Raw genomic sequence first — 21,254 nt, 5'->3', positions numbered from 1 at the left:
AGGGAAGCCGCATGCGGCACGGGGGCGGCAGAAGCGCCTGGGCGGCAGCGTCAGTCCGGCCGCCTCCGGCACCTGTTGCGCCAGCCGATGCAATAGCCCGGTTCAGGCAATGGGCAGCTTGGAACGGGCCTGGCACAGTTCATCGTGCAGCGCTTGCACCGCTTGCGCGGCAGGTAGGCTCACGCCCTTGCCGATCGACTCGATGAAGCGGCAGGCGGCAAAGCCCGCGGCGGCGCGGTCGTAGCGTTCCAGCCATTCGCGTCGCTGCGGCAGCCGCTCGGGCGCGACCGGCCAGGTGCCGGGCCGTGGCTTGAGATGGCCCCCGATGCCGATGCGCCATGGTTTGGCCGATACACGTGCCCGGAAGCAGTGCTGGTTCAGACACATGGACACGTACACCGGGTCGGTGCCCAATGCCCGAAAGCATTCGGCGACTTCGGCTTCCAGCGGATCGAACAGCCGGTGGGTGGCGAGCAGGCGCAAGCCGGCGGGCGTGCGGTAGAGATGCACCAGCCAGTCGGGACGCGTGCCCAGGAAGCGCACGACATTCGCGCGGGCGATTGCCTCCGGTCCCCCCTTGGCCCGAACCACTGTGCGGTGGATAAGCTGCGCAACCGGGTACGCAAGCAACAGGGCCAGCAGCGCACCGAGCACACCCGCTGCGCAGAGGGTGCCGAGGCTCTTGCCGGCCGCTGCCAGCAGTCCCACCCCGACGGCAATGGCTGCAAGCAGGAACAGCGCAGTGCCCTTGATCGTGCGCCCTCCGGGAGCGTCGGAGAAATCGATATCGGCAAACAGTACTCCGGGGGTATTGAGGCAGCGGGCGCCATACGAATTGCGGGTAATGACGGTCTCGCCGAAGCGCTCAACCACTTCCTCCCGGATCGGCAGCCCGTTGCCGCCGTTGTAAGGCACTTTGCGCTCGCGCCGCGGCAACGGTTCGCCGGAGACGGCGCGGGCAAGTGCTTCGGCTACGCGCGCCTGCGCGTTCCGTTGTGCGTCTGCCAAGCTGGCGTCGGACCAGCCGAAACGCCTGATCGTGACCTGCTTGCCTTTGCGGCGATAGTGGGCGCTTGCTTCGGCCCAGTAATCGGGGACGATCATCATGTGCTGGCCTGTCGAATTGCTGCCTGATTCGATGTCATGGTTGACGTCGATATAGGTTGGGGATCTGCCGCCGGCGAGGCGTGTGTGCGGCGTGCGTGCGGGAAGGCCGGGTGGCCGGCCTTCCCGGGTCTTTGGCTCAGCCCTGCGTGGCCGCAGCCAGCTTGCCCGATGCCTTCAGGTCGCGGATGAACTTGCCGATGATCTCGTCCGTCGCCAGCTTGGTCGACTGCTGGACGGCATTCTTCATGCCGAAGGCGCCGGCCAGGAACATTTTTCCACCCTGCGACTTGCCGTGGGCCGTATAGGTCTGCTTGAAGACTTCGCCTTGCGCGTTCTTTACGCTGATGGCCAGCGTGACGTGGGCGGCGAAGTCGTCGAAAGTGTAGTTCTGCAGCTCGAAAACGAGCGTGTTGCCGCTACCCTGGGTTTCCGTGCTGGCCTTGGCCAGGCTGCCGAAGGCGGCGGTGGCATCCTTCGATTGCATCGTTGCGTCGAGCACCTTGCCGAATTCCATCACCCAGACATTGGCATAACCGGTCGTCGCCGCGCGGAACTCGTAGTGGTGGTTCTGGGTGGCCGGCGGCAGGTAGTATTGATCGGCCGCCTTGACCGTCTGGAACTTGCTCTCGCCCGCGTTCTTGGCGAGGTATTGGCTGTAGTCGTCAGCCACCGGATGCATGACCGAGCAGCCCGTGGCCATCGTCAGCGCAGCAAGGAAGGCCAGGGTGCGTGGAATTGAAAACATGGAATCTCCGAAAATAATAGGTGAACTTGCCTAAGGTGCATGTGTGTCCTTGAACCGTGTTGCACTTCGTTATTGTTATTTTATTGCAAATTGGCAGCTTATTTTCTATAAATTTCATTTTTGCAACACGATCACCGGAAAAAGAGCGCGCTACCCTGTGCGAATAAAAGCTGGCGTCTGGAAATTCGATCGCGTACCTGCCCCGCAACACCTGCAAGCACCCGCGCGACGTCGGTACAGCGAGTGGTATATACTGTACGCCCATACAGTTTCTCCACTCCGATGAAACTTTCCGACAAGCTCGAAATCCTGGCGGACGCCGCCAAGTACGACGCCTCCTGCGCCAGCAGCGGTGCCCCGAAACGTGCATCCGACGGCAGCGACGGCGGTATCGGCGCCACCACCGGCATGGGCATCTGTCACAGCTACACGCCGGATGGCCGCTGCGTGTCGCTGCTGAAGATCCTGCTCACCAATTTCTGCATCTACGACTGCCAGTACTGCGTCAACCGCCGTACCTCGAACGTGCCGCGTGCGCGCTTTTCGGTCGAGGAAGTGGTGAAGCTCACCCACGACTTTTACCTGCGCAACTACATCGACGGCTTGTTCCTCAGTTCCGGCATCATCCAGTCGAGCGACTACACGATGGAGCAGCTCGTCGCCGTGGCGCGCCAGTTGCGCGAGGTGCACAATTTCAGGGGCTATATTCACCTGAAAACCATTCCAGATGCCGACCCGCTGCTCATCGCCGAGGCCGGCCGCTATGCCGACCGCCTGTCGGTGAACATCGAGCTGCCCACCCACGACAGCGTCACCCGCCTCGCGCCAGAAAAGAACGTGCATACCATCAAGCTGGCGATGGGTTCCATCCGCCGCAAGCTCGACGAAAAGGCCGAGGAGCCGAAAGCGCCATCGTTCGCGCCGGCCGGGCAGAGCACGCAGATGATCGTCGGCGCCGACGCCAGCGACGATCAAACCATCCTGAACACGGCCGAAACCCTGTACGGCAGTTATAAACTGAAACGCGTGTACTACTCGGCTTTCAGCCCGATCCCGCAGAGCCCGAAAAGCGTGCCGCTGGCGCCGCCGCCGCTCTTGCGCGAGCACCGCCTGTACCAGGCCGACTTCCTGCTGCGCAGCTATGGCTTTACCGCCGGCGAGTTGATGCCGCAGGCCGGCAACCTTGCGCTGGATGTTGATCCGAAACTGGCCTGGGCATTGTCGAACCGCGACCACTTTCCGATGGACCTGAACCGCGCCGAGGCCGAGATGATCGCGCGCGTGCCCGGCATCGGCCTGCGCAACGCCAAGCGCATCGTCGAACTGCGGCGCCTGCGCCGGGTGCGCTGGGAAGATCTGTCGCGCCTGCGTTGCAGCATGAAGAAGATCGCGCCCTTCGTCGTCACGGCCGACTACAAGCCGGCGCAGGGTCTCGCCAGTTCCGACCTGCTGCGGGCGCCACCTGGGCGCGCCGCAGGAGCAGATGAACCTGTGGCCGGAACTGCAGGCGGCATGAACCCGGCGGGCGCCGCCGCAGCTGCAAGGCTTGCCGCGGTGAGCGCCGGGCGGCCGCTGACCGTCGCTAATTTTGCCGAATGGCGCGCCGCCGCGCGCGACCTGTTGATGCACGGCGTGGCACCGGAACTGGTCACCTGGAGCGAACCCGGCGGCGCGGCCGCCGACCTCTTTGCCGACCTTCCTGGCGACGACGCCTCGGGTGCGCCGGACGCGGCCGCTTCTGCCGATAATGTTCCTGCCGGGGACAGTCCCCGAAACCGGCACCGCCCCATCAACCACGCATCCCGCGCGCCTTCATGGACATGCTGGGTCGGCCGCCTGCTGCCGCGTGCCCGACCGCTGGGCCTTCCTGTACCGGGTCATCTGGCGCTGGACCCACGGCGAGCACGACGTGCAGTCGCCGGCCGATGCCGACGGCGCACGCCTGCATGGCATGGTAAAGGCGGTGCGCCGCGAGGAGCACGACATGCATGCTTACATCCGATTCCGCGAACGGCCCCTGGATGCGGGCCCGCCGCAATTTGCCGCCTGGTTCGAACCGCGCCACGACGTCCTGCCGCGGGTTGCCGAGCATTTCAAAAACCGCATGGGCGGCGTCACCTGGATGATCGGTACCCCCGACGCCAGCGTGATGTGGGATGGCGCCACGCTGCACCACACCGGTCCCTTGATGAGCAGCGCGGCCGACCTGATTGATACCGGCGAAGCGCTCTGGCTCACCTATTACCGCAGCATCTTCAATCCCGCGCGCGTGAATGCGCAGCTGCTGCAAAGCCATATCCCGTCGCGTTTCTGGAAGAACCTGCCGGAGGGCGCGATCGTGCCTGCCATGGTGAGTAATGCCGAACTGGGTGCGCGCAGCACGGGCCAGGCGCAGGCGGTGGGCCGCAAGAGCGGCGCCACCATCCCGATCGCGCCACTCGACGCGCAACCGGAGCGCCAGCAGCCATCGAAACTGGACGAATGCCGGCGCTGCGAGCTGTGGCAGTTCGCTACCAGGCCGTGCCGGGAGCCGGGCCGAAGAAGGCGCCCATCATGCTGGTGGGCGAGCAGCCCGGCGACCAGGAAGACCTGGCCGGCGAAGCCTTTGTCGGCCCGGCCGGCAAGCTGCTCGACCGTGTGTTCGAGGCGGCGCAACTCGAGCGCCGCACGATTTATCTGACCAATGCGGTGAAACACTTCAAGTGGGAACCGCGCGGCAAGCGGCGCCTGCACAAGACGCCCGCCCAGCGCGAAGTCGAGGCCTGCCATTACTGGCTGGAGAAGGAACTGGCGGCCGTCAAGCCGAAGGTGATCGTGGCCCTGGGTGCCACGGCCCTGAAATCGGTCCTGCGCGATGGCAAGGCGAAGCTGGGAGACATGCTCGGCAAGGCAATCGAGCACGAGGGGCGCTGGGTCGTCACGGTCTACCACCCCTCGTACATCCTGCGCGTGCCGGACGAGGAAACCCGGCACCAGGCGTTCAACGTGATGGTCGAGGGCTTAAAACTGGCGCAGCAGTTGCTGGAGCGGCAGCCGGAAGAGCCGGCGGCCCAGGGTGGGTCTTGATTCCCCCGCTATGGCACGGTTGCATCCCAGGGCTTGCATCTCGATATGCGAAGGTGCCATTCCGCGCGGGCACAGGTGCCCACCCTACAGGGGGCGCCCGGCGAGGGTCCTGACCCCACGCGGTATGGCACTGGCGATCTTCGCAGGGTGGGCACTCTGTGCCCACGCGGTATAGCACGGTTGCGTCCACCTGAACGCATCGCGAGCCGCATAGATGTGATGTCGGTTCGATCGAATCAGTGTTACCGCCGTTTCGACGGGCAGGCGTGCTATACCGCGTGGGGTCAAGACCCCACCCTACGTCAAGCCGGCGTTGCGGTTTGGCAGACATCGCAACCGCTTACCGCCCCGGCATCACCGCCACATCGAAGCGCACCATATCCCCCGCGCTGACCTGCCTGGCTGCCGCCGGCGGCGTCACCGTCCCGATCGCAAACCCCGGCTGCACCTGCACGATCGTCACGGTGCCGACCGGCGTTTCCACGGTCCCGAGCGGCACCAGGGGATCGGCGCCGTACACCTGCTGGCGCGTGTCGGCACGATAGACGACCAACTGGTCGCCCGGCGCCACCGACGAGGTGCTGCCGGCGTCGATGAAGATGCGCTCGCCCTGCACCTGCACCACCTTGGCCATGAAGGGCAGGGGGAGCGAGGTCGGCGGCGATGGCGGCGATGCCTTCGTCGAGCGCGCGCAGGATGGCGCCGCCAAACGGCGTGGCGGCGAAGCTGGCGCTGCCGAACGGCTTGTCGCGCCCGACCGTCCCTTCGCCGGGCTGCTCGACCACCGCCGTATGGCGCGCCAGCAGGGTGCCGGTCAGGCCGTCGTGCACGAAGAAGGCGATCTCGATGCGGCGCGCGCGGCGCTTCCACAGGCCGTAATAGGCCGGCTGCTCGAAACGGCTGGCGTCGACGATCTCGCCCGAGATGACGAACTGGCTCTCGTGCATGGTCGCGATGCGGCGCACCGCCGCCGTGTCGGCAGCCGGGCCGCTGGCGCCGGGCGACACGACATAGGGACTGGCCTTGCCGAGGAACCTGCCCGATGCCGTCATGCGGCGCAGCAGCTCTGGGGCAGGCGGGTGGCGATGCCGTCGATGTCGTCGAGCTGGGGTGAGCTGCGCAAGTGGAAGGGCGTGACGACGAGTTTCTTCCTGTAGGCGAGGTTGACGCTGCCGCGCGGGCGCGTCTTCTTCCTTCACCGCGATGCGCACGTGCAGCAGCTGGCCCGTCTGCCACTCGCGCAGGACGCTGTAGCGGTCGAATTCCGCGGCCGGCTGGACGCGGCTGCTGTCGAACGAGGTGCCGCGGCTGCTGGCGCCGGCGGCGACTTCCACGCGCGCGGCACTGCGCAGCCCGAGCTGCTCGAGGGCGTCGCGAATGGCATTCTGGCGAGCTTTCGCCACGCCGCCTTCGGCGATGGCGGCGACGCCTTCGGCTTCGATCGGGGCGGAGAAAGCGGGCAGTGCGCTCGCGGCCAGCAGCAGGGGCACGAGGATTGCCGCCAGCGCGGCGCGAAAGAAGGCGAAGGCCTTACTGGGCATGGTAGAACGACGCGCCATAGGCGGCGCCGGGGCCGGCGCCTCCCACCATGGTGCGGGCGGCCTTGGCCACCGCCGGAGCGGGGCTGGCAACCTGGGCTTGGGAGGGGGCCGCATTGGTGTCGAAATCCATCTCCACGCTCGTCTCGTAGCTGCCGTCTTCGCGCTGGGTAACCTTGGTCACGCGCGCGCCACGGATGAAGGCGTCAATATACACCTTGAAACTATCGTCCTTGAGCGCCATCGAGCCAACCGTGCTGCCGCCTTCGATGCGCAGGCCATAGACCTGTTCGGCCATGGCGCGGTAGGCGTCCAGGCGCGCGGCGCGCATGGCCAGCAGCTTGCGCTGGGCCGGCGACACACGGTCGCACTGGCCTTCGCAGGCGGCCGTGTTGACGGCGCCGTAGCCGGTTGCGTGCAGCGTGACGAGGACAGGTTGGTGAGCGGGCGCCTGGTGCGCCATGGAAGGCAGGGTGCCGCAGGCGGACAGCAGCGAAGCGCAGGCGAGGGCGAGGACAGCGACGATTTTCATGACGGATCCGGTGGGAAAATGCAGGCGCGATGAGCGCGGTATCAGTCTGAATAACGGTCGGCTGCGCCGGATCTTGATGGACGTACGGAAATATTTTGCCGCAAAGCAGTAAAATCGCAAGCTTCTTGCCGGCTCCATCACGCCGGCGATGCCTGTTCGATCACGCTGGTGGCCGTCCTGTCATCGCCTGCCGCGAATCAAGCTCAGCAAGTCAGGACGAGGACAGCACGAACTGATTGCCTCGGGGTCCTTCATGATCGCAAACCTGCCCCAGGGCTGCTTCTGCGGCGGCGACACGCTTGGGCGACACGCAACAGGCATCCCGCACGCCCGTGATCTCCGCAGATGCCCGGCATGCATATGGCTCTTGTAACATCTTGTTTCTTGCTTATCTTGCTTAATGCAAAGACAATCCCCCTAATAGCTTCAACAACGATTACCAGAAGGGATGTCACGATGTTGCAACGCGTTTTGCCCGCATTGATTCTCTGTTCCCTGAGCCTGCCGGCATGGTCGCAGGCCACGGCCGAGACTGCGCCCCAGACGGCAACGGCCGCGCCCGAGCCAGTAGGGGCCGCGCCGGCAGCGGTGACCGAGATTGTCGAGGAGGCGCCCCAGACCGTGCTCGTTTCCGGCGCGCGACCGGGTCCGGGCCTGTGGAAGGTGTCGAAGGGCGATCACATGATGTGGGTATTCGGCGTCTACACGCCCTTGCCCGAGAAAATGGAGTGGCGCTCGCGCAATGTCGAGAAAGCCATCGCCGGTTCCCAGGAATACCTGAAGCCGCCATTGGCGCAGATCGGTGTCGGCTGGGGCGCCATCACGGCCTTGCCCTTCCTGATCGGCGTCAAGAAAAATCCCGATGGCGCCGAGCTGAAGGATTTGCTGCCGCCCGACGTCTATGCCCGCTGGCAACCGCTGAAACAAAAGTATTTTGGCAACGACAGCGGCATCGAGCGTGAACGCCCTTCGTTCGTGGCCTTCGAGTTGTCGAACCGTGCGCTCAAGGAGGCGGGCCTGACCCGCGGCACCGAGGTGGAAAAGACCATCGAGGGGCTCGTCAAGAAGCACAAGCTGAAAGTGAGCGACCCGACGGTCGAAATCAAGATCAAGGATCCGGGCAAGGCCGTGCGCGACTTCAAGAAGTCGGCGATGGACGACGTGCCCTGCCTGGCCAAGACCATGGAGCGCCTTGAAAGCGAACTCGGCGCTACGCGCGAGCTGGCCAATGCCTGGGCGACGGGTGAGATCGAAAACATTCGCAAGCTGAACTATGGCGACCGGGCAGCCTGCAAGCAGGCCGTCCTCAGCAGTTCCCTGGCAAAGAATCAGCCCGAATTGCACACCCTGACGCAACAGGCATCGGACTCCTGGCTTGCCGCCGCCGAGAAAGCGCTGGCGGCCAATACCAGCACGTTCGCCATGGTGCACATCAAGGATATCCTCGATCCAAAGGGCATCATCGCGACACTCCAGGCGAAAGGCTATACGGTGGAGGCGCCGAAATGAGGCCCGCGATGGCGAAACGCACCTCGGCCGTACTGGTCCTGTGCTTGCTGGCCCTGCCGGCCCGGGCGCAGAGCGAGGCCGGCAGTACGCCGGCGGCGCTGGCACCTGCGGCAAACCAGGCAAGCCCGGCCGCCGCCCCGACCCTCGAGAACGGCGAGGCCCTGCCCCAGACCGTGCTCGTCTCGGGCAGCCGCCCGGGTCCGGGCTTGTGGAAGGTGTCGAAGGGCGAGCATGTGCTATGGGTGTTCGGCACCTATTCGCCCTTGCCGGCCAAGATGGAATGGCAATCGCGCGCGGTCGAAAGGATCATCGCGCACTCCCAGGAATACCTGAAGCCGCCGGAGGTGAGCGTCGACGTCGGCTGGAGCGGGGTGGCGGCCTTGCCTTTCCTGATCGGCGCCAAGAAAAATCCCGATGGCCGCGAGCTCAGGGACATCCTGCCGCCCGAGTTGTATGCGCGCTGGCTGCCCCTGAAGGAAAAATATTTCGCGGGCGATCAGGGCGTCGAGCGTGAACGGCCTTCCTTTGTCGCCGACGAACTGTACAGCCGCGCATTGCGCCACGCCGGCCTGTCGCGCGGGGATGAAGTACGCAAACGAATCGGCGAGCTGGCCGAAAAACACCACCTGAAATTCACCGATGCCAGCTACCACGTGACGATCAAGCAGCCGGTCAAGGCGCTGCGCGAGTTCAAGAAGTCCAGCATGGACGACGTGCCTTGCCTGGCCAGGACCATCGACAGCCTGGACACGGACGTCGACGTGATGCGTACCCGTGCCAACGCCTGGGCGGTCGGCGACCTCGACGAGATCCGCAAGCTGAGCTTTGCCGACCGCACTGCGGCCTGCAGCAATGCCCTCGGAACCAGTTCGGTCGCGACCTTGCAACCCGAGCTGAAGGACATGCACGCGCGCGCCGCCGAGCAGTGGGTGGCGGCTGCGGAAAAGGCGCTCGCCACGAACGCCAGCACCTTCACGGTCGTACACATCAAGGAAATCCTGCACCCGCATGGCGTCATAGCAACACTGCAGGCGCGCGGCTATACGGTCGAGCCGCCGAAATAAGGCCGGGCAGCCATGCTGCCCGGGGCGGATTGTCACCGTTCGAACGACCGCGCATGCTGGCCCGCCCCGGCCAGCATGCCGCCTCACCACCGTCCACTAGCAATCCTTGCCAAAAAAACATTTCGCGCGACGTGAAAGCGGGTTGATGCGTTATCATCATCGTCGAATCTGCTGCGAAGTTCTCGCAAGCAATCATCAGGCGGAAAGCGCCGCATGCAAGGAAATGGAAGGATTACGATGAAGCTGTCACACGTGTTGGATGTCGCCTCGCAGTACATGCGCGCGGAGTTGTATGCCATTTCATCGATCCGGCGCCTGTCCGACGTGCACCTGCTGTGGGGCCCGATGTACGCGCGGCGCAACCTCGGCCTGGGCGCCAAGTTCTTTTCCCTCTACAGCCTGGCCGAGGTGCCGAAGCGCACCTGGTCCGACTATCTCGATAACGAGCCGCTCAAGAAACGCTATGCCGCCGTTACTTCGGTCGAAGCACGCCAGCTGGCCGACGACAAGATCAAGTTCTTCGAGCATTGCACCGGCCACGGCATCGCCACGGCGCACATCGTTGCCCTGATCACCAAGGCGGCGCCGGAAGGCAGCAGCATCCCCCACATCCTGGCACCAGGCGACCTGGCGCGCCTGCTCGTGCCCGGCGAATACTTCGTCAAGCCCAGCCACGGCTCGCACGGCAAGGGCACCTTTTCGCTGAGCGTCACCCCCTCGGGTGTGCGCTGGAGCGGCGGCAACAGCGGTTCCTTCGAGGACCTGGCGCGCTATTGCGAAGCGGCGCTGCAATTTACGCGCGCCCTGATCGTGCAGCCCAAGCTGGTGAACCACGGCATCATCAAGAACATCACCCAGTCGAAGGGGCTGTCGACCATCCGCGTCGTCACCATCCGCAAGGCCGAGCAAATCGAAGTCATTGCGGGCGCCGTGCGCATCGTCGTCGGCGAATCCGATGTCGACAATTTCTCGCATGGCGCCAGCGGCAACCTGGTGGCCGGCGTCGATGTCGAGACCGGCAAGATGATCACGGCGATCGGCTCCAGGTCGCGCACCTGGCCGGCGATGAAGGACGTGCCGATCCACCCGCAGTCGGGCGCCTCGATCGTCGGCGTGCAGGTGCCGCACTGGCCGCAGGTGCTCGAGCTGGTGAAGAAGGCGCACACCTCGATCGAGGGGCTGCATACGGTGGGCTGGGACGTGGCCGTGCTGGAGGACGGCCCGGTGATCGTGGAGGCCAACTGGCGCTACGACATCGACATCCTGCAAGTGGCCTACAAGAAGGGTTTCAAGCCGGTCATCGACGCGAAACTGGCCTGCTGAGGGCCTTCCCGGCGGGGCGGCCTGCACTCCCTCAAAGGCCGATGCAAGGTTGTCAATGCCGGGAAAACTCGCGTAGAATGCGACGAGTCGCGGGTGTAGCTCAATGGTAGAGCAGAAGCTTCCCAAGCTTACGACGAGGGTTCGATTCCCTTCACCCGCTCCACACCTTTGCCGCACACGGCAGCTATCTCTTCTTCCCCAGCTTACCCGCCATCAGGCTGCTTGCGGCGCTTGGCCAGGCATTCCTGCTGCATCTTCGGATCCGCACCCAGCTCCCCCAACAGGCGCATGATGTTTTCGCTGTTGCGAAAGCGCGCCTCCTCATAGGCGGTGCGGCAGGCGGGCCCCGTGTAATTGACATCGGCACCGGCAGCGACCAGTTTGCGCACGACGGGCGCCAGCTTGGCTTCCTTTTCCAGAATCTCTTGCCGTCGCTGCTCGTCGTCGGGCCAGCGGCCTAGCGCGCCGCTGTACCTCATCAACTGCATCAGGAGGCTGTCCCTCGGTACCAGCCCCGGCTGGACGGTGTCTACTTTCGCCCCTTTGGCGACCAACAGGTCCAGCATCGGCAGGTCGAACCCCAACGCGGCCTTGGCAAGCGGATTGCTGCCCTCGGGCGGATTCACGTTGGCGCCCCGGTCGATCAGCAATTGCGCCATGCGCGTGTCCCCAACACCCACCGCAACCGCGAGCGGCGTCTCGTACACGCTGCCGTAGCTGTTGAGCGAATCCCTGGGCGGCTCGAGTTTGGCACCCCTGGACAGCAGATACTCGACCATCTCGGCATTGCGCGCACGGATTGCCCCTTTCAGCGCGGCGCTTTCGCTGGCGTCGATCCGCGCTCCCCGCTGCAGGAACAGGTCGACCAGGGCCCTGTGTCCGCTCTCGGCCGCGATGGCGATCGATGGCGAATCGCTGTTCCCGCGGTCCTCGATTGGCTCGCCCTGGCTGAGGAAGCGGCGGACCTTGTCGATATCGCCCGCGCGGATTGCCGCGACATAGGCCATGCTGCGCAGATGCTGGTCGATCTCGGCCTGCCGTTTCCGGGACTCGGCCGGGGTCAGCAGCACTTCGGCCATGGCATGGGTGAGGCGTCCGATATCGGCCTGTCGCATGCCATCGGGCGCGAGCACGGTCTCGCTCATTTCCAGTGCGGCGAGTGGCCTTTGCAGTACTCGGCCGCGCAGGTAAATGCTGAGGAAGCCTGTGTAATTGAACGAGAGGAGTTCGCCGTTGTCGTACCTGGGCGCGCTGTCGATCGAGGCGGGCAAACGCAGCGGCGCGAAATCCATGACCTTGCGGATGAATGCTTCCGTGCGTGCCGGGTCGAGCGGCTCGCATGGCCAGTTGCGCTGCTTGTAGAGCCGGCAGCTTTGGGCAGTCGTTTTCGTCTTGACGAACCAGGTCGCCACGGCGTCGCCGGTATGGCTATCCGGACTCTCGATGAGCAGGGAGGCCTCGATCGCTTCGCCGCTGTAGTCGGCCAGCCGCTGGTGAATGGGGCGCTGCGGATGTTGCGCCGGCCAGTGATGCATGAACTCCTTCTCGGCAATCGGATGCGTACGCAGGGCCGACTGGTAAGACAGATCCCATTTCAGGTCAGCGGCGCCGCTGGCAAGGGGAATGAAGAATGCGTTGGCCAGGACGAGAACAGTCCATGGCCGGAATCGTGCCTTCGCGCTCGCTGTAAAGAGCGGAAGCGCGGGTACGAAGCGGACAAGTGTACGGGCGAAGGGCATGGTGTCTGAGGTGTTAAAAAAATGACAAGTCTAGCAGTTTCCTCACGTTAAACAATCGACCCTGGCATCCCGCTATCAGCAGAAACTTCAGAACGGCAGCGGCGTATCGTCTCCGGACGGCGGCTCGGCCAGGTCAATCTCGCGCAGCCTCAGCTCCTCCAGCTGCAGCAAGGCCAGCAGCTGCCCGGTCTGGAAGGGCGCATAGGCGCGAAAGCCGTTCGGCTCGACCGACACCAGCATCACGGGCCGCCCGGGGAAGTGCGCGGCGACTTGGCGCAATACCGGCTTGCCGTTCTCACCCAGGGTATAGCGCGATTCGACGATGGCAACGACAGCGGACGATCCATGGAAGGGGAATTCGGTAACCTGCACTTTCATCAGATACGGTCGCTTTCCTTGCGCACCACACGCCCGATGATGAGGCAGCTGTCGCCTTCGCAGGCGCGGCGGTAATAGGTGCGCTGGTCCGGGTTGTCCGAGGCCAGCCACCAGCGGCCGCCATCCTTCTGCATGCGCTTGACGACCGGTTCGCCGTTGAAATTCACGGCGAACACTTCGCCCTGCACCGGCTTGCGGTCGGCCGTATTGATGACGACGATATCGTCCTCGTACAGCGTCGGCTCCATGCTGGCGCCCTTGACGAGAATCGCGATCAGGTGCGTCGGGTTGAGGCGTTTACGCTCGATCCAGTCGCGGCGCATGCCGACGGTGCCGCCGTCGTGGTGCTCGGGCTCGGTCTGGAAGCCGGTGACGCCGGCGGACAGGCGCAATTTCACCATCGGCACCTGCACGAATGCCTCGTCGTTCGCATCGAGTACCACCACGCGCATCGCGCCAGGGGCGAGGGCGGCCGGGTCCGCGCCCTGCAGGCCGGCGATGATGGCGGGCGGCAGGCTTTTGCCGGTCACCCTGGCAATGGCCAGCAACTGCTGCAGGTTGGGGCTGTGCTTCTCCGTCTCCCAATGGGAAATATTCGCCTTGGTATGGCCGCGCGCCGTGCCGAGCTCGAAGGCCAGCTTCGAGCCCAACGCTTCCCCGGACAGGCCGGCCTCTTTCCTGGCCTCTTTCAGCCAGTTGGCAATCATCGTCTTAAGTTCCATGGCGCAAGCATACTTGGAGCTAGCGCAAAAGTATAGAAAAACTTGACCGCAATGTATAGAATAACTATACTAAGTTTAACTTATGTCAACACCCACAGGGGGTATTGACGGGCCAACGCGAGAGGAAACCATGAGCAAGCTGCCTGATATTGATATGACGCGCACCATCGACGCCCTCGGATCGCTCATGGCTTCCTTTACCCTGGCGGAGTGGAGTGTGCTGGCGGGCATCGTGACTGCGCTCGTCAGTTGTATAGCGAACGTGGCCTACATGCGCCGCAAGGATGCGCGCGAGCAGCGCCAGGCCGAGCTGGCCGAACGGGAAGCGCTGGCGCGCCTTCGCGCCGCCGAGATCGCACGGAACGTGGAATCGCAGCATGTCGGCTGAGCATTCCGCAAGCCAGCATCGCCGGCCTGCGGCACCGCGCTAACGGGCACTCAATAAACTGCCGGCCCGGAATGCCGTGTCGCCCGCAATCTTGCAGACGTGCATGCCGCGCAGCAGGTGGCGGTGGGCGGTGCTGGCGAAGAAGATGCCGGCGTGTTCCGGGCAGACCGGCGTCACCTGGCCCGACACCGGATTGACGATCTCGGCCACCGCTTCACCGGCCGCGACCCGGTCTCCCAGCCGCTTGAGGAAGACCAGCACGCCGGAGTGGGGCGCCGACAAGGGTTCCACCGCTTCCAGCGGCGTCGGCGCGCACAAGGGTGCCGGCAGGGGTTCCAGCGGCAGGTCGAGCACGCCTTCGCGCGCCAGGTATTGCAGCAGGGCGCCGGCATCCGGCCGCGCCAGGCCATAGTCGACATCGTTTTCGCCACGCAGTTCCACCGTCACCGCAACGCAGGCCGGAGGAATGGCCACGCCCTGTCCGAAGTGTTCGGCCAGGTCCCACCACAGACGGCTGCAGGCCTCGTCGAAGGGTTCGCCGCCCGACTCGCGCGCCAGCAGTACCACGTGCGATTGCAGCAGCGCCGCCAGCGGCCCGACCTGTTCGGCCAGCGGCTCGCCGGCGTACATGTGCAGCACCGCTTCGTTATCGCAATGCAGGTCGAGCATGATGTCGGCGTCGATCGCCATCGACAGCAGGGTTTTCTTCAGAATACCGCCACTCGTCTTCGGCTCCCAGGTTTCCAGCGAGCGGCGGGCGTGGGCGCGAATCAGGGCGACGTTCGCCGCGGCATCCTCCCCCAGCTTGCCTTCGAGCGATTGTTTGAGGTCTTCGGCCACGTGTTTATAGGCGCGGTTGAAGTTCACGCCGCTCGATAAATCGTAGCGGCCGAAGGGGGTACCGTGGATGGTTTGCGACAGGCCGATCGGGTTGGCCGCCGGCACCAGGATGATTTCTCCCTTGACGCGGCCTTCGGCGTCGAGCCGCTCGAGCTCCTGGCGCAGGAAGTGCGCGACCAGCATGGCCGGCACCTCGTCGGCGTGCAGGGAGGCCTGGATATACACTTTCTTGCCCCTGCCGGGCTGGCCGTAGTGGTAGGAAGTCAATTGAAAGGTCGCGACATTGTCTTCGATCGCGATCGGGTGTTTGGTTGCATGCATTCGAAGCGCCTCGGCAGGGTCAAGCTGGGATGGATCGATTATCGCGCAATTGCTTTTCTGATCACACACCGGTGCTTTCCTGCAACGGCGGCGCCCCTCCAACAGGCTCATGGGGGGAAGGGCTAGGCTATAATGGCCGCCGTTCTTTCCTCCACCCCGATTCCATGTCCGAAGAGAAGCCAACCAACGGCCCAGCCCGTACGATGCTGTACGACCCTACCGAACATCGCATCCGCAGTTTCGTCACGCGCGCAGGCCGGCTGTCGACCGGGCAGGCGCGCGCGCTCGAGGAATTCGGGCCGCAGTTCCTGGTCGAGTACAAGAAAGAGATGCTCGACTACCCGGCTGCCTTCGGCCGCACCGCGCCCGTCATCCTGGAAATCGGTTTCGGCATGGGCGACACCACCGCGCACATCGCGCGCCAGATGCCGGAGAAAGACTTTATCGGCGTCGAGGTGCACACGCCGGGCGTGGGCAGCCTGCTCAAGCAGATCGGCGAACAGGGCATCACGAATTTGCGCCTGATCCAGCACGATGCCTTCGAGGTGCTGAACCACATGATCGCCGACGGCTCGCTCGACGGCGTGCACATCTTCTTCCCCGACCCCTGGCACAAGGCGCGCCACAACAAGCGCCGCCTGATCCAGACGCCCTTCGTGCAGCTGCTGTGCCGGAAGCTGAAGGCGGGTGGCTATATCCACCTGGCGACCGACTGGGAAGATTACGCGGTGCAGATGCTGGAAGTGCTCGGTGCCGAGCCGATGCTGGTCAATACGGCCGAGGGCTATGCACCGCAGCCGGCCTACCGGCCGCTGACCAAGTTCGAGAACCGTGGCCTCAAATTGGGGCACGGGGTGTGGGATCTGGTGTTCCGTAGGGTGGGCGGCTAACACCGCGCGATTGGATGCACTGTGGTGCTGGCGCCGCCCACGCGTTCAACGAACGTTTGCAAATCGCGAAGGCGTGGTGCATGAACGAGCGTTTGCAAACCGCGACGGCGTGGTGCATGTACCGGTTGAACGCGTAGGCGGCGTTGGCGTTGCGTCGATGCCAATTGTCGGGTGGAGCCGCCTACCCTACGGACAACGCGGCCCTTACACCATCTCGTTGATGATGGCGACAATCTCGGCGCCATACGACACCAGCTTCTTCTCGCCGACACCCGACACGCCGCGCAGCTGCTCGAGCGAGGCCGGCTTGACCTTGGCGATCTCGCGCAGCGTCGCGTCCTGGAACACGACATAGGCCGGCACGCCGTGGGTGCGCGCGGCGCCCATGCGCCAGGAACGCAGGCGCTCGAACAGCGCCTGTTCCGATTTCGACAGCTCCAGCTCCTCGTAGCCCTTCGAGGACGAGAAGGCGCGCTTGGGCTTGACGGGCTTCTGGTACTGGCGCAGCTGCACTTTCTGGCCGCCCTTCAGGACCGGGCGCGCGGCGTCCGTCAGTTTCAGCGACTGGTAGGATTCGTGGTCGACCGTCACCAGGCCGAGGGCGATGGTCTGGCGCACGATGGCGCGCCACTCCTGCTCGCTGCGGTCGCTGCCGACACCGTACACCGACAGGCTGTCGTGGTGCCACTGGCTGATGCGGTCGGTCTGCACGCCGCGCAGCACATCGATCACGTGGCCGGCGGCAAAGCGCTGGTCGACCCGGTAGATGGCCGACAGCAGCTTTTGCACCGGCACGGTGGCATCGAAACTCACCGGCGGGATCAGGCAGGTATCGCAATTGCCGCAGGGGCCGGAACGCTCGCCGAAATAGTCGAGCAAGTGCATGCGCCGGCAACTGAGCGTTTCGCACAGGCTCAGCATGGCATCGAGCTTCACCGACAGCACGCGTTTGAACGTTTCGTCGGCTTCGGACTCGTCGATCATCCGGCGCTGCAGCACCACGTCCTGCAAGCCATAGGCCATCCAGGCCGAGGCCGGCATGCCGTCGCGGCCGGCGCGGCCCGTTTCCTGGTAATAGCCTTCGATACTTTTCGGCAGGTCCAGGTGGCACACAAAACGCACGTCCGGCTTGTCGATGCCCATGCCGAAGGCAATCGTCGCCACCATCACGATGTTTTCTTCGCGCAGGAAACGGGCCTGGTGGTCGGCGCGCTTGGCGTATTCCATGCCGGCGTGATAGGGCAGGGAGCGGATGCCGTTTTCGTTCAGGAAGTCGGCCGTTTCCTCGACTTTCTTGCGCGACAGGCAGTAGACGATGCCCGAGTCGCCCGGGTGTTCCGTAGTAATGAAGTCGAGCAGCTGCTTGCGGCCGGTGGTCTTTTCGACGATCGCATAGCGGATGTTCGGACGGTCGAAGGACGAGACGAACTTGCGCGCATCGTCGAGTTGCAGGCGGTGGGCGATTTCGTCGCGCGTCTGCTGGTCGGCCGTGGCCGTGAGCGCGATGCGCGGCACGTCGGGAAACTGCTCGTGCAGGATCGACAGGCGGATGTATTCCGGCCGGAAATCGTGTCCCCATTGCGAGACGCAGTGGGCCTCGTCGATGGCGAACAGCGAGATGCGCGAATCGAGGAACAGGTCCAGGCAGCGCTGCGTCATCAGGCGCTCGGGCGCCACGTACACCAGGTCGATCTCGCCCGTGCGCACCAGGCGCTCGATGCGCAGCGTTTCCTCGAAGGTCTGGGTCGAATTGAGGAAGGCGGCGCGCACGCCGACTTCTTCCAGCGCATCGACCTGGTCCTGCATCAGCGCGATCAGTGGCGAGACCACCACGCCGACGCCGTCGCGCAGCAGCGCCGGGATCTGGTAGCACAGCGACTTGCCGCCGCCGGTCGGCATCAGCACCAGGGCATCGCCACCGCTGGCAACGTGCTGGACGATGTCGGCCTGCTGCCCGCGGAAGGCGGGATAGCCGAAGACGGTCTGCAGCAGGTGCAGCGCGCGCGCCTCCAGGTCCTGGTCGAGTTGCTGGGTAGTCATGGATTCGCTTTCGGCTTCATTCCGCCCAGTTCACCAGCCCATAATGCGCGGTGACGAGGACGATCACGCCGAACACGATACGGTACCAGGCGAAGAGCGTGAAGTCGTGCGAGCTGATGTAGCGCAACAGCCAGCGCACGCACAGGAAAGCGGAGACGAAGGCGGCCAGGCCGCCGATGCCGAACATCGGCAGGTCGGCGCTTGATAACAGCGCCCGCTCCTTGTAGACCGAGTACACCGTCGCCGCCAGCAGCGTCGGGATGGCGAGGAAGAACGAGAATTCGGTGGCCGCCTTGCGCGACAGGCCGAACAGCATCCCGCCGATGATGGTCGCACCCGAGCGGCTGGTGCCGGGAATCAGGGCGAAGGCCTGGGCGCAGCCGACTTTCAGGGCGTCGACGATCGTCATGTCGTCCACCGTCTCGATGCGCGCGGCGGCGGGCGTGGCCTTGTGGCGGCGCTCGACCCACAGGATCACGAAGGCGCCGATGATGAAGGCCATGGCCACCGGCACCGGCTTGAACAGCTCCGCCTTGATCATCTTGCTGAACACCAGGCCGAGCAGCGCGGCCGGCAGGAAGGCGACGACCAGGTTGAGGACGAATTTCTGTTGCTTGCGCTCGGAGAACAGGCCCGTCAGCACGCTGGCGATGCGCGCACGGTATTCCCAGATCACGGCCAGCATGGCGCCGGCCTGGATCGCGATTTCGAAGACTTTTACTTTCTCGCCCGTGAAGTCGAGCAGGCTGCCCGCGAGGATCAGGTGACCGGTGGAAGAAATCGGCAGGAACTCGGTAAAGCCCTCGACCAGGCCCATGATGATTGCCTTGATGGCGAGAAGAATATCCATGTATTGCTTGTGTGTAAGTGGGGAGTGCGAGCAGGGATGGCGTATTGCGCGTAGCCGCGAAGCTTACCACGAGCCGGCCTCTTGCCGTTGAGCCGGCTATCGACGGCGCGGCTTTTTGGCGTCGGCAAGCGGCCTTTTTTCGGACAAGTGACTACCGATATAGTCGTGTTGGAAACGTCGTGTTGGAAACGGAAAAAGCGGCGCGCAAACGTGCGCCGGCCGCCGCGCGACGTGCTAGACTCGTCCGCATGAGTAACGCTGCCATACGACGATGAGTATTGTTGCAATCCTGCTCTTGCTGGCGGTCGCCTGGTCCGTCCTCTCGAAAGGAAGCATCCCCAACCCCTTCCGTGCCCGCACTTGCCAGGGCCGCCTCTGGCGCAGGGCTTTCCCTGCCGCTTCCAAGAAGCAAATCCGCGAATTCCTCTCCCTGTTCACCGATGCCTTCGCATTCCGCGACATCGACCAGCTGAAGTTCCGTCCCGACGACCAGTTGCTGGGCATTTATCGCGCCCTGCATCCGTCGAAGTGGATGGCCGATGCGCTGGAACTGGAAATTCTGTCCGCCGAGCTGCGCGCCCGCTATGGCGTGGCGCCGGACACCTGGGACGAGCGCATGACGCTGGGCGCCCTGTTCGCGTATATCCAGAGCCGCCCGCCCAGGGCCGCCAAGTAAGCCCTTGCGCTGCCGTTGCAAATAATTAATACAACCATCTTGTATTGACGGTGCCCGTGCTTATCTATCGGGCATGCTGAAAAACGAACTCAACTGGCGGCGGCCGCTTTTCTATCTGCTGCTGCCGATCCTCTTCGTCATGGCCTTCCTCGGCTTCCCCTTGCCCGTCGCGCCCCCGCCCGCGACCAAGCCGGCGCAGGAGATCTCGACCACGGTCAAGAAGAAGAAACGGCTGCGCCTGCCAAGCGAGTTGCCGCGGATCGGCGAGGGCCCTGCGGACAAGGACGAACGCAGCTGAAAACCGCCGGACGCTGGACCGCCGGACCGCCGGATCGCCGGACCGTTAGCTTCCCTGTGTCGGCGTTGCGGGGGTGATGTCGTCGCCCAGGTCCATGTTGCGCAGGGCGCCTTTCTGGCGCTGCTGGTAGATCAGGTCGTTGATTGTCTTTCCCAGTCCATTGACTTCGCCGAGATTGCGGTTGAACTCGGCCACGTCGGCTTCGGACTCGAACGCCAACTGGTCGCCGTCCAGCTGCACCGTGGCGTGCCTGCTTTCGACCAGACCGACCATGCGCCGGTGCGCCGTCAGCAGTTGGCGCGTCAATTCACCGTATTTGAGGCCGAAATCATAGAATTCGCGTCCCTGCTTGTCGAGCATGCCCGCCAGGGCATTCGGCGGGAGGTTCAGGGCCAGCAGGTCGGCGCGCATCCCGTTGAACGCGCGCTCGCTGCTCTTTTCCATCGTCTCCAGGGCACGTTCGCAGCCGTCGAGCGCCTGCCGCGCCGCGGCAATGCCGTCCTTGGCCAACAGGTTGGCGGCACGCAGCGCCGTTTCCATGCCCGCGTCCCTGCACCCATGGGACATCGTGTCGGAGGCGATCATTTGTTCCCTGACCTGGTGGACGGTCAGTCCCGTCAGGCGGTCCAGGTAGGGCAGGCCCACCTTGTTCAGCTTGGGCATGTACGGCGTACCGCGGTTTTCCGCCAGCTCGGCGACGGCGCGCCGGACCTCGGCGACGGCACGCGCTTCCATCCGCTGCGTGAAGGCGGTGCCCAGCTCGCGCCACACGGGTCCCAGCTCCGGCCCTATCTTCTTTTCCATGGTCCAGTAGGCTTGCATGGCGGCCTGTTGCTGGCCCAGCGGCACGGGACGCTTGCGTGCCATCGCACTCAGCGTCGCGGCCTGGGCAGGCGTGATGTAGCGTGCCATCGCCGGCGCCGCCTTCGCGTAGAACTGGGCCGGCGTCATTGACGCCAGCAAGGCCTGCAGGAACTCGCGCTGGTAGGTTTCGCTCGGGAGCGGGATCGACTTGACCCCACGCTCGTACCAGTGCACCGATTCGAGGAAGACGCCGATATCGGCCGCATAAGCGGAACCGGTACCTGGCGCCGCGCCCTCGGAACGCTGCGGTGCCGCGGGCGCGGCGCCAGCGGCCAGCGGCAGCGCGAGTGCGAGGACGATGTGTGCGAGACGGACCAACTTGGTCATGGTGAATCCTTACGGTTGCGGGCGGCCGAGCTCGATG

Annotated in this window: 19 protein-coding genes, 1 tRNA gene and 3 pseudogenes; 11 read left to right on the top strand and 12 right to left on the bottom strand. The window is 64.6% G+C overall.

What is annotated here, in order from left to right; translation table 11 throughout:
- Window positions 1-102: 102 nt before the first annotated feature.
- Together G4G28_RS22930 and G4G28_RS22925 are read right to left on the bottom strand one after the other, a co-directional pair.
- A complete protein-coding gene (locus G4G28_RS22930; protein WP_229425277.1) occupies window positions 103-1,107 on the bottom strand; it encodes a hypothetical protein in 1,005 nt (334 codons plus the stop codon).
- 136 nt (window positions 1,108-1,243) lie between these two features.
- Window positions 1,244-1,852 (bottom strand): hypothetical protein, encoded by a 609-nt coding sequence (locus G4G28_RS22925; RefSeq protein WP_202033703.1) that lies wholly within the window; start codon window positions 1,850-1,852, stop codon window positions 1,244-1,246.
- Between the two features lie 282 nt (window positions 1,853-2,134).
- Here G4G28_RS22925 and G4G28_RS22920 point away from each other — a divergent pair.
- From G4G28_RS22920 to G4G28_RS27105, 3 genes and pseudogenes are all read left to right on the top strand, one after another.
- Window positions 2,135-3,368, top strand: a pseudogene (locus tag G4G28_RS22920) (putative DNA modification/repair radical SAM protein).
- A gap of 231 nt (window positions 3,369-3,599) precedes the next feature.
- Window positions 3,600-4,121, top strand: a pseudogene (locus G4G28_RS27110) (TIGR03915 family putative DNA repair protein); the annotation flags it as partial.
- Window positions 4,122-4,333: 212 nt separating this feature from the next.
- Complete coding sequence (locus tag G4G28_RS27105) at window positions 4,334-4,918, top strand: UdgX family uracil-DNA binding protein (protein WP_308601387.1); 585 nt, start codon at window positions 4,334-4,336, stop codon at window positions 4,916-4,918.
- 340 nt (window positions 4,919-5,258) lie between these two features.
- On the opposite strand, the gene G4G28_RS29535 is transcribed toward G4G28_RS27105, so the two are convergent.
- The 3 genes and pseudogenes from G4G28_RS29535 to G4G28_RS22905 form a co-directional block, all read right to left on the bottom strand.
- Window positions 5,259-5,552, bottom strand: a complete 294-nt coding sequence (locus tag G4G28_RS29535) for a FlgT C-terminal domain-containing protein (RefSeq protein WP_374039809.1) — start codon at window positions 5,550-5,552, stop codon at window positions 5,259-5,261.
- A 214-nt stretch (window positions 5,553-5,766) separates the two neighbouring features.
- Window positions 5,767-6,459: pseudogene (locus tag G4G28_RS29530) on the bottom strand (flagellar assembly protein T N-terminal domain-containing protein); the annotation flags it as partial.
- Complete coding sequence (locus G4G28_RS22905; RefSeq protein ID WP_183107858.1) at window positions 6,449-6,988, bottom strand: LPP20 family lipoprotein; 540 nt, start codon at window positions 6,986-6,988, stop codon at window positions 6,449-6,451. The pseudogene G4G28_RS29530 and the gene G4G28_RS22905, both read right to left, overlap by 11 nt.
- 456 nt (window positions 6,989-7,444) lie before the next feature.
- On the opposite strand from G4G28_RS22905, the gene G4G28_RS22900 reads away from it, so the two are divergent.
- The 4 genes from G4G28_RS22900 (at window position 7,445) to G4G28_RS22885 (ending at window position 11,047) form a co-directional block, all read left to right on the top strand.
- Entirely contained in the window at window positions 7,445-8,497 is a 1,053-nt protein-coding gene (locus G4G28_RS22900; protein ID WP_182990078.1) for a TraB/GumN family protein, read from the top strand.
- 8 nt (window positions 8,498-8,505) lie between these two features.
- Entirely contained in the window at window positions 8,506-9,561 is a 1,056-nt protein-coding gene (locus G4G28_RS22895; RefSeq protein WP_183107857.1) for a TraB/GumN family protein, read from the top strand.
- A gap of 237 nt (window positions 9,562-9,798) precedes the next feature.
- Window positions 9,799-10,884: a sugar-transfer associated ATP-grasp domain-containing protein gene (locus tag G4G28_RS22890; protein ID WP_182990076.1), complete on the top strand. Its 1,086-nt coding sequence runs from the start codon at window positions 9,799-9,801 to the stop codon at window positions 10,882-10,884.
- Between the two features lie 89 nt (window positions 10,885-10,973).
- A tRNA-Gly gene (locus G4G28_RS22885) sits at window positions 10,974-11,047 on the top strand.
- 40 nt (window positions 11,048-11,087) lie between these two features.
- On the opposite strand, the gene G4G28_RS22880 is transcribed toward G4G28_RS22885, so the two are convergent.
- The 3 genes from G4G28_RS22880 to G4G28_RS22870 form a co-directional block, all read right to left on the bottom strand.
- Entirely contained in the window at window positions 11,088-12,623 is a 1,536-nt protein-coding gene (locus G4G28_RS22880) for an ankyrin repeat domain-containing protein (RefSeq protein WP_182990075.1), read from the bottom strand.
- An 87-nt stretch (window positions 12,624-12,710) separates the two neighbouring features.
- On the bottom strand, window positions 12,711-13,001 hold the full coding sequence (locus G4G28_RS22875; protein WP_182990074.1) for a hypothetical protein: 291 nt from the start codon (window positions 12,999-13,001) through the stop codon (window positions 12,711-12,713).
- The gene (locus tag G4G28_RS22870; protein WP_182990073.1) at window positions 13,001-13,723 is read right to left on the bottom strand and encodes an XRE family transcriptional regulator; all 723 of its coding nucleotides are present in this window, start codon (window positions 13,721-13,723) and stop codon (window positions 13,001-13,003) included. Before G4G28_RS22870 ends, G4G28_RS22875 begins: the two co-directional genes overlap by 1 nt.
- A 130-nt stretch (window positions 13,724-13,853) precedes the next feature.
- Between G4G28_RS22870 and G4G28_RS22865 the strand changes: the two genes are divergently transcribed.
- Complete coding sequence (locus tag G4G28_RS22865; RefSeq protein WP_182990072.1) at window positions 13,854-14,111, top strand: HP1 family phage holin; 258 nt, start codon at window positions 13,854-13,856, stop codon at window positions 14,109-14,111.
- A 39-nt stretch (window positions 14,112-14,150) separates the two neighbouring features.
- Here the strand turns inward: G4G28_RS22865 and G4G28_RS22860 are convergent, their stop codons facing one another.
- A complete protein-coding gene (locus tag G4G28_RS22860) occupies window positions 14,151-15,272 on the bottom strand; it encodes a succinylglutamate desuccinylase/aspartoacylase family protein (RefSeq protein WP_182990071.1) in 1,122 nt (373 codons plus the stop codon).
- A 203-nt stretch (window positions 15,273-15,475) separates the two neighbouring features.
- Between G4G28_RS22860 and trmB the strand changes: the two genes are divergently transcribed.
- Complete coding sequence (trmB, locus tag G4G28_RS22855) at window positions 15,476-16,162, top strand: tRNA (guanosine(46)-N7)-methyltransferase TrmB (protein ID WP_182991643.1); 687 nt, start codon at window positions 15,476-15,478, stop codon at window positions 16,160-16,162.
- A gap of 204 nt (window positions 16,163-16,366) precedes the next feature.
- Here the strand turns inward: trmB and recQ are convergent, their stop codons facing one another.
- Both recQ and G4G28_RS22845 read right to left on the bottom strand, forming a co-directional pair.
- The gene (gene recQ, locus G4G28_RS22850) at window positions 16,367-18,202 is read right to left on the bottom strand and encodes a DNA helicase RecQ (protein WP_182990070.1); all 1,836 of its coding nucleotides are present in this window, start codon (window positions 18,200-18,202) and stop codon (window positions 16,367-16,369) included.
- A 16-nt stretch (window positions 18,203-18,218) separates the two neighbouring features.
- Window positions 18,219-19,052: an undecaprenyl-diphosphate phosphatase gene (locus tag G4G28_RS22845; RefSeq protein ID WP_182990069.1), complete on the bottom strand. Its 834-nt coding sequence runs from the start codon at window positions 19,050-19,052 to the stop codon at window positions 18,219-18,221.
- 271 nt (window positions 19,053-19,323) lie between these two features.
- Between G4G28_RS22845 and G4G28_RS22840 the strand changes: the two genes are divergently transcribed.
- Together G4G28_RS22840 and G4G28_RS22835 are read left to right on the top strand one after the other, a co-directional pair.
- Window positions 19,324-19,728 (top strand): hypothetical protein, encoded by a 405-nt coding sequence (locus tag G4G28_RS22840; RefSeq protein ID WP_182990068.1) that lies wholly within the window; start codon window positions 19,324-19,326, stop codon window positions 19,726-19,728.
- Window positions 19,729-19,801: 73 nt separating this feature from the next.
- Window positions 19,802-20,026: a hypothetical protein gene (locus G4G28_RS22835; RefSeq protein ID WP_182991923.1), complete on the top strand. Its 225-nt coding sequence runs from the start codon at window positions 19,802-19,804 to the stop codon at window positions 20,024-20,026.
- 45 nt (window positions 20,027-20,071) lie between these two features.
- On the opposite strand, the gene G4G28_RS22830 is transcribed toward G4G28_RS22835, so the two are convergent.
- On the bottom strand, window positions 20,072-21,217 hold the full coding sequence (locus G4G28_RS22830; RefSeq protein WP_182990067.1) for a hypothetical protein: 1,146 nt from the start codon (window positions 21,215-21,217) through the stop codon (window positions 20,072-20,074).
- Window positions 21,218-21,254: the final 37 nt, after the last annotated feature.

This window comes from Massilia sp. Dwa41.01b (assembly GCF_014171775.1).
In the GTDB taxonomy this organism is placed as follows: domain Bacteria; phylum Pseudomonadota; class Gammaproteobacteria; order Burkholderiales; family Burkholderiaceae_D; genus Telluria.
This window is presented reverse-complemented; position numbering and strand designations above follow the sequence as displayed.

Coding starts and splice junctions, on each gene's coding strand:
- G4G28_RS22930 (WP_229425277.1), bottom strand. CDS start 1,107: ATGATGATCGTCCCCGATTACTGGGCCGAAGCAAGCGCCCACTATCGC.
- G4G28_RS22925 (WP_202033703.1), bottom strand. CDS start 1,852: ATGTTTTCAATTCCACGCACCCTGGCCTTCCTTGCTGCGCTGACGATG.
- G4G28_RS27105 (WP_308601387.1), top strand. CDS start 4,334: ATGCCGGCGCTGCGAGCTGTGGCAGTTCGCTACCAGGCCGTGCCGGGA.
- G4G28_RS29535 (WP_374039809.1), bottom strand. CDS start 5,552: ATGGCCAAGGTGGTGCAGGTGCAGGGCGAGCGCATCTTCATCGACGCC.
- G4G28_RS22905 (WP_183107858.1), bottom strand. CDS start 6,988: ATGAAAATCGTCGCTGTCCTCGCCCTCGCCTGCGCTTCGCTGCTGTCC.
- G4G28_RS22900 (WP_182990078.1), top strand. CDS start 7,445: ATGTTGCAACGCGTTTTGCCCGCATTGATTCTCTGTTCCCTGAGCCTG.
- G4G28_RS22895 (WP_183107857.1), top strand. CDS start 8,506: ATGGCGAAACGCACCTCGGCCGTACTGGTCCTGTGCTTGCTGGCCCTG.
- G4G28_RS22890 (WP_182990076.1), top strand. CDS start 9,799: ATGAAGCTGTCACACGTGTTGGATGTCGCCTCGCAGTACATGCGCGCG.
- G4G28_RS22880 (WP_182990075.1), bottom strand. CDS start 12,623: ATGCCCTTCGCCCGTACACTTGTCCGCTTCGTACCCGCGCTTCCGCTC.
- G4G28_RS22875 (WP_182990074.1), bottom strand. CDS start 13,001: ATGAAAGTGCAGGTTACCGAATTCCCCTTCCATGGATCGTCCGCTGTC.
- G4G28_RS22870 (WP_182990073.1), bottom strand. CDS start 13,723: ATGGAACTTAAGACGATGATTGCCAACTGGCTGAAAGAGGCCAGGAAA.
- G4G28_RS22865 (WP_182990072.1), top strand. CDS start 13,854: ATGAGCAAGCTGCCTGATATTGATATGACGCGCACCATCGACGCCCTC.
- G4G28_RS22860 (WP_182990071.1), bottom strand. CDS start 15,272: ATGCATGCAACCAAACACCCGATCGCGATCGAAGACAATGTCGCGACC.
- trmB (WP_182991643.1), top strand. CDS start 15,476: ATGCTGTACGACCCTACCGAACATCGCATCCGCAGTTTCGTCACGCGC.
- recQ (WP_182990070.1), bottom strand. CDS start 18,202: ATGACTACCCAGCAACTCGACCAGGACCTGGAGGCGCGCGCGCTGCAC.
- G4G28_RS22845 (WP_182990069.1), bottom strand. CDS start 19,052: ATGGATATTCTTCTCGCCATCAAGGCAATCATCATGGGCCTGGTCGAG.
- G4G28_RS22840 (WP_182990068.1), top strand. CDS start 19,324: ATGAGTATTGTTGCAATCCTGCTCTTGCTGGCGGTCGCCTGGTCCGTC.
- G4G28_RS22835 (WP_182991923.1), top strand. CDS start 19,802: ATGCTGAAAAACGAACTCAACTGGCGGCGGCCGCTTTTCTATCTGCTG.
- G4G28_RS22830 (WP_182990067.1), bottom strand. CDS start 21,217: ATGACCAAGTTGGTCCGTCTCGCACACATCGTCCTCGCACTCGCGCTG.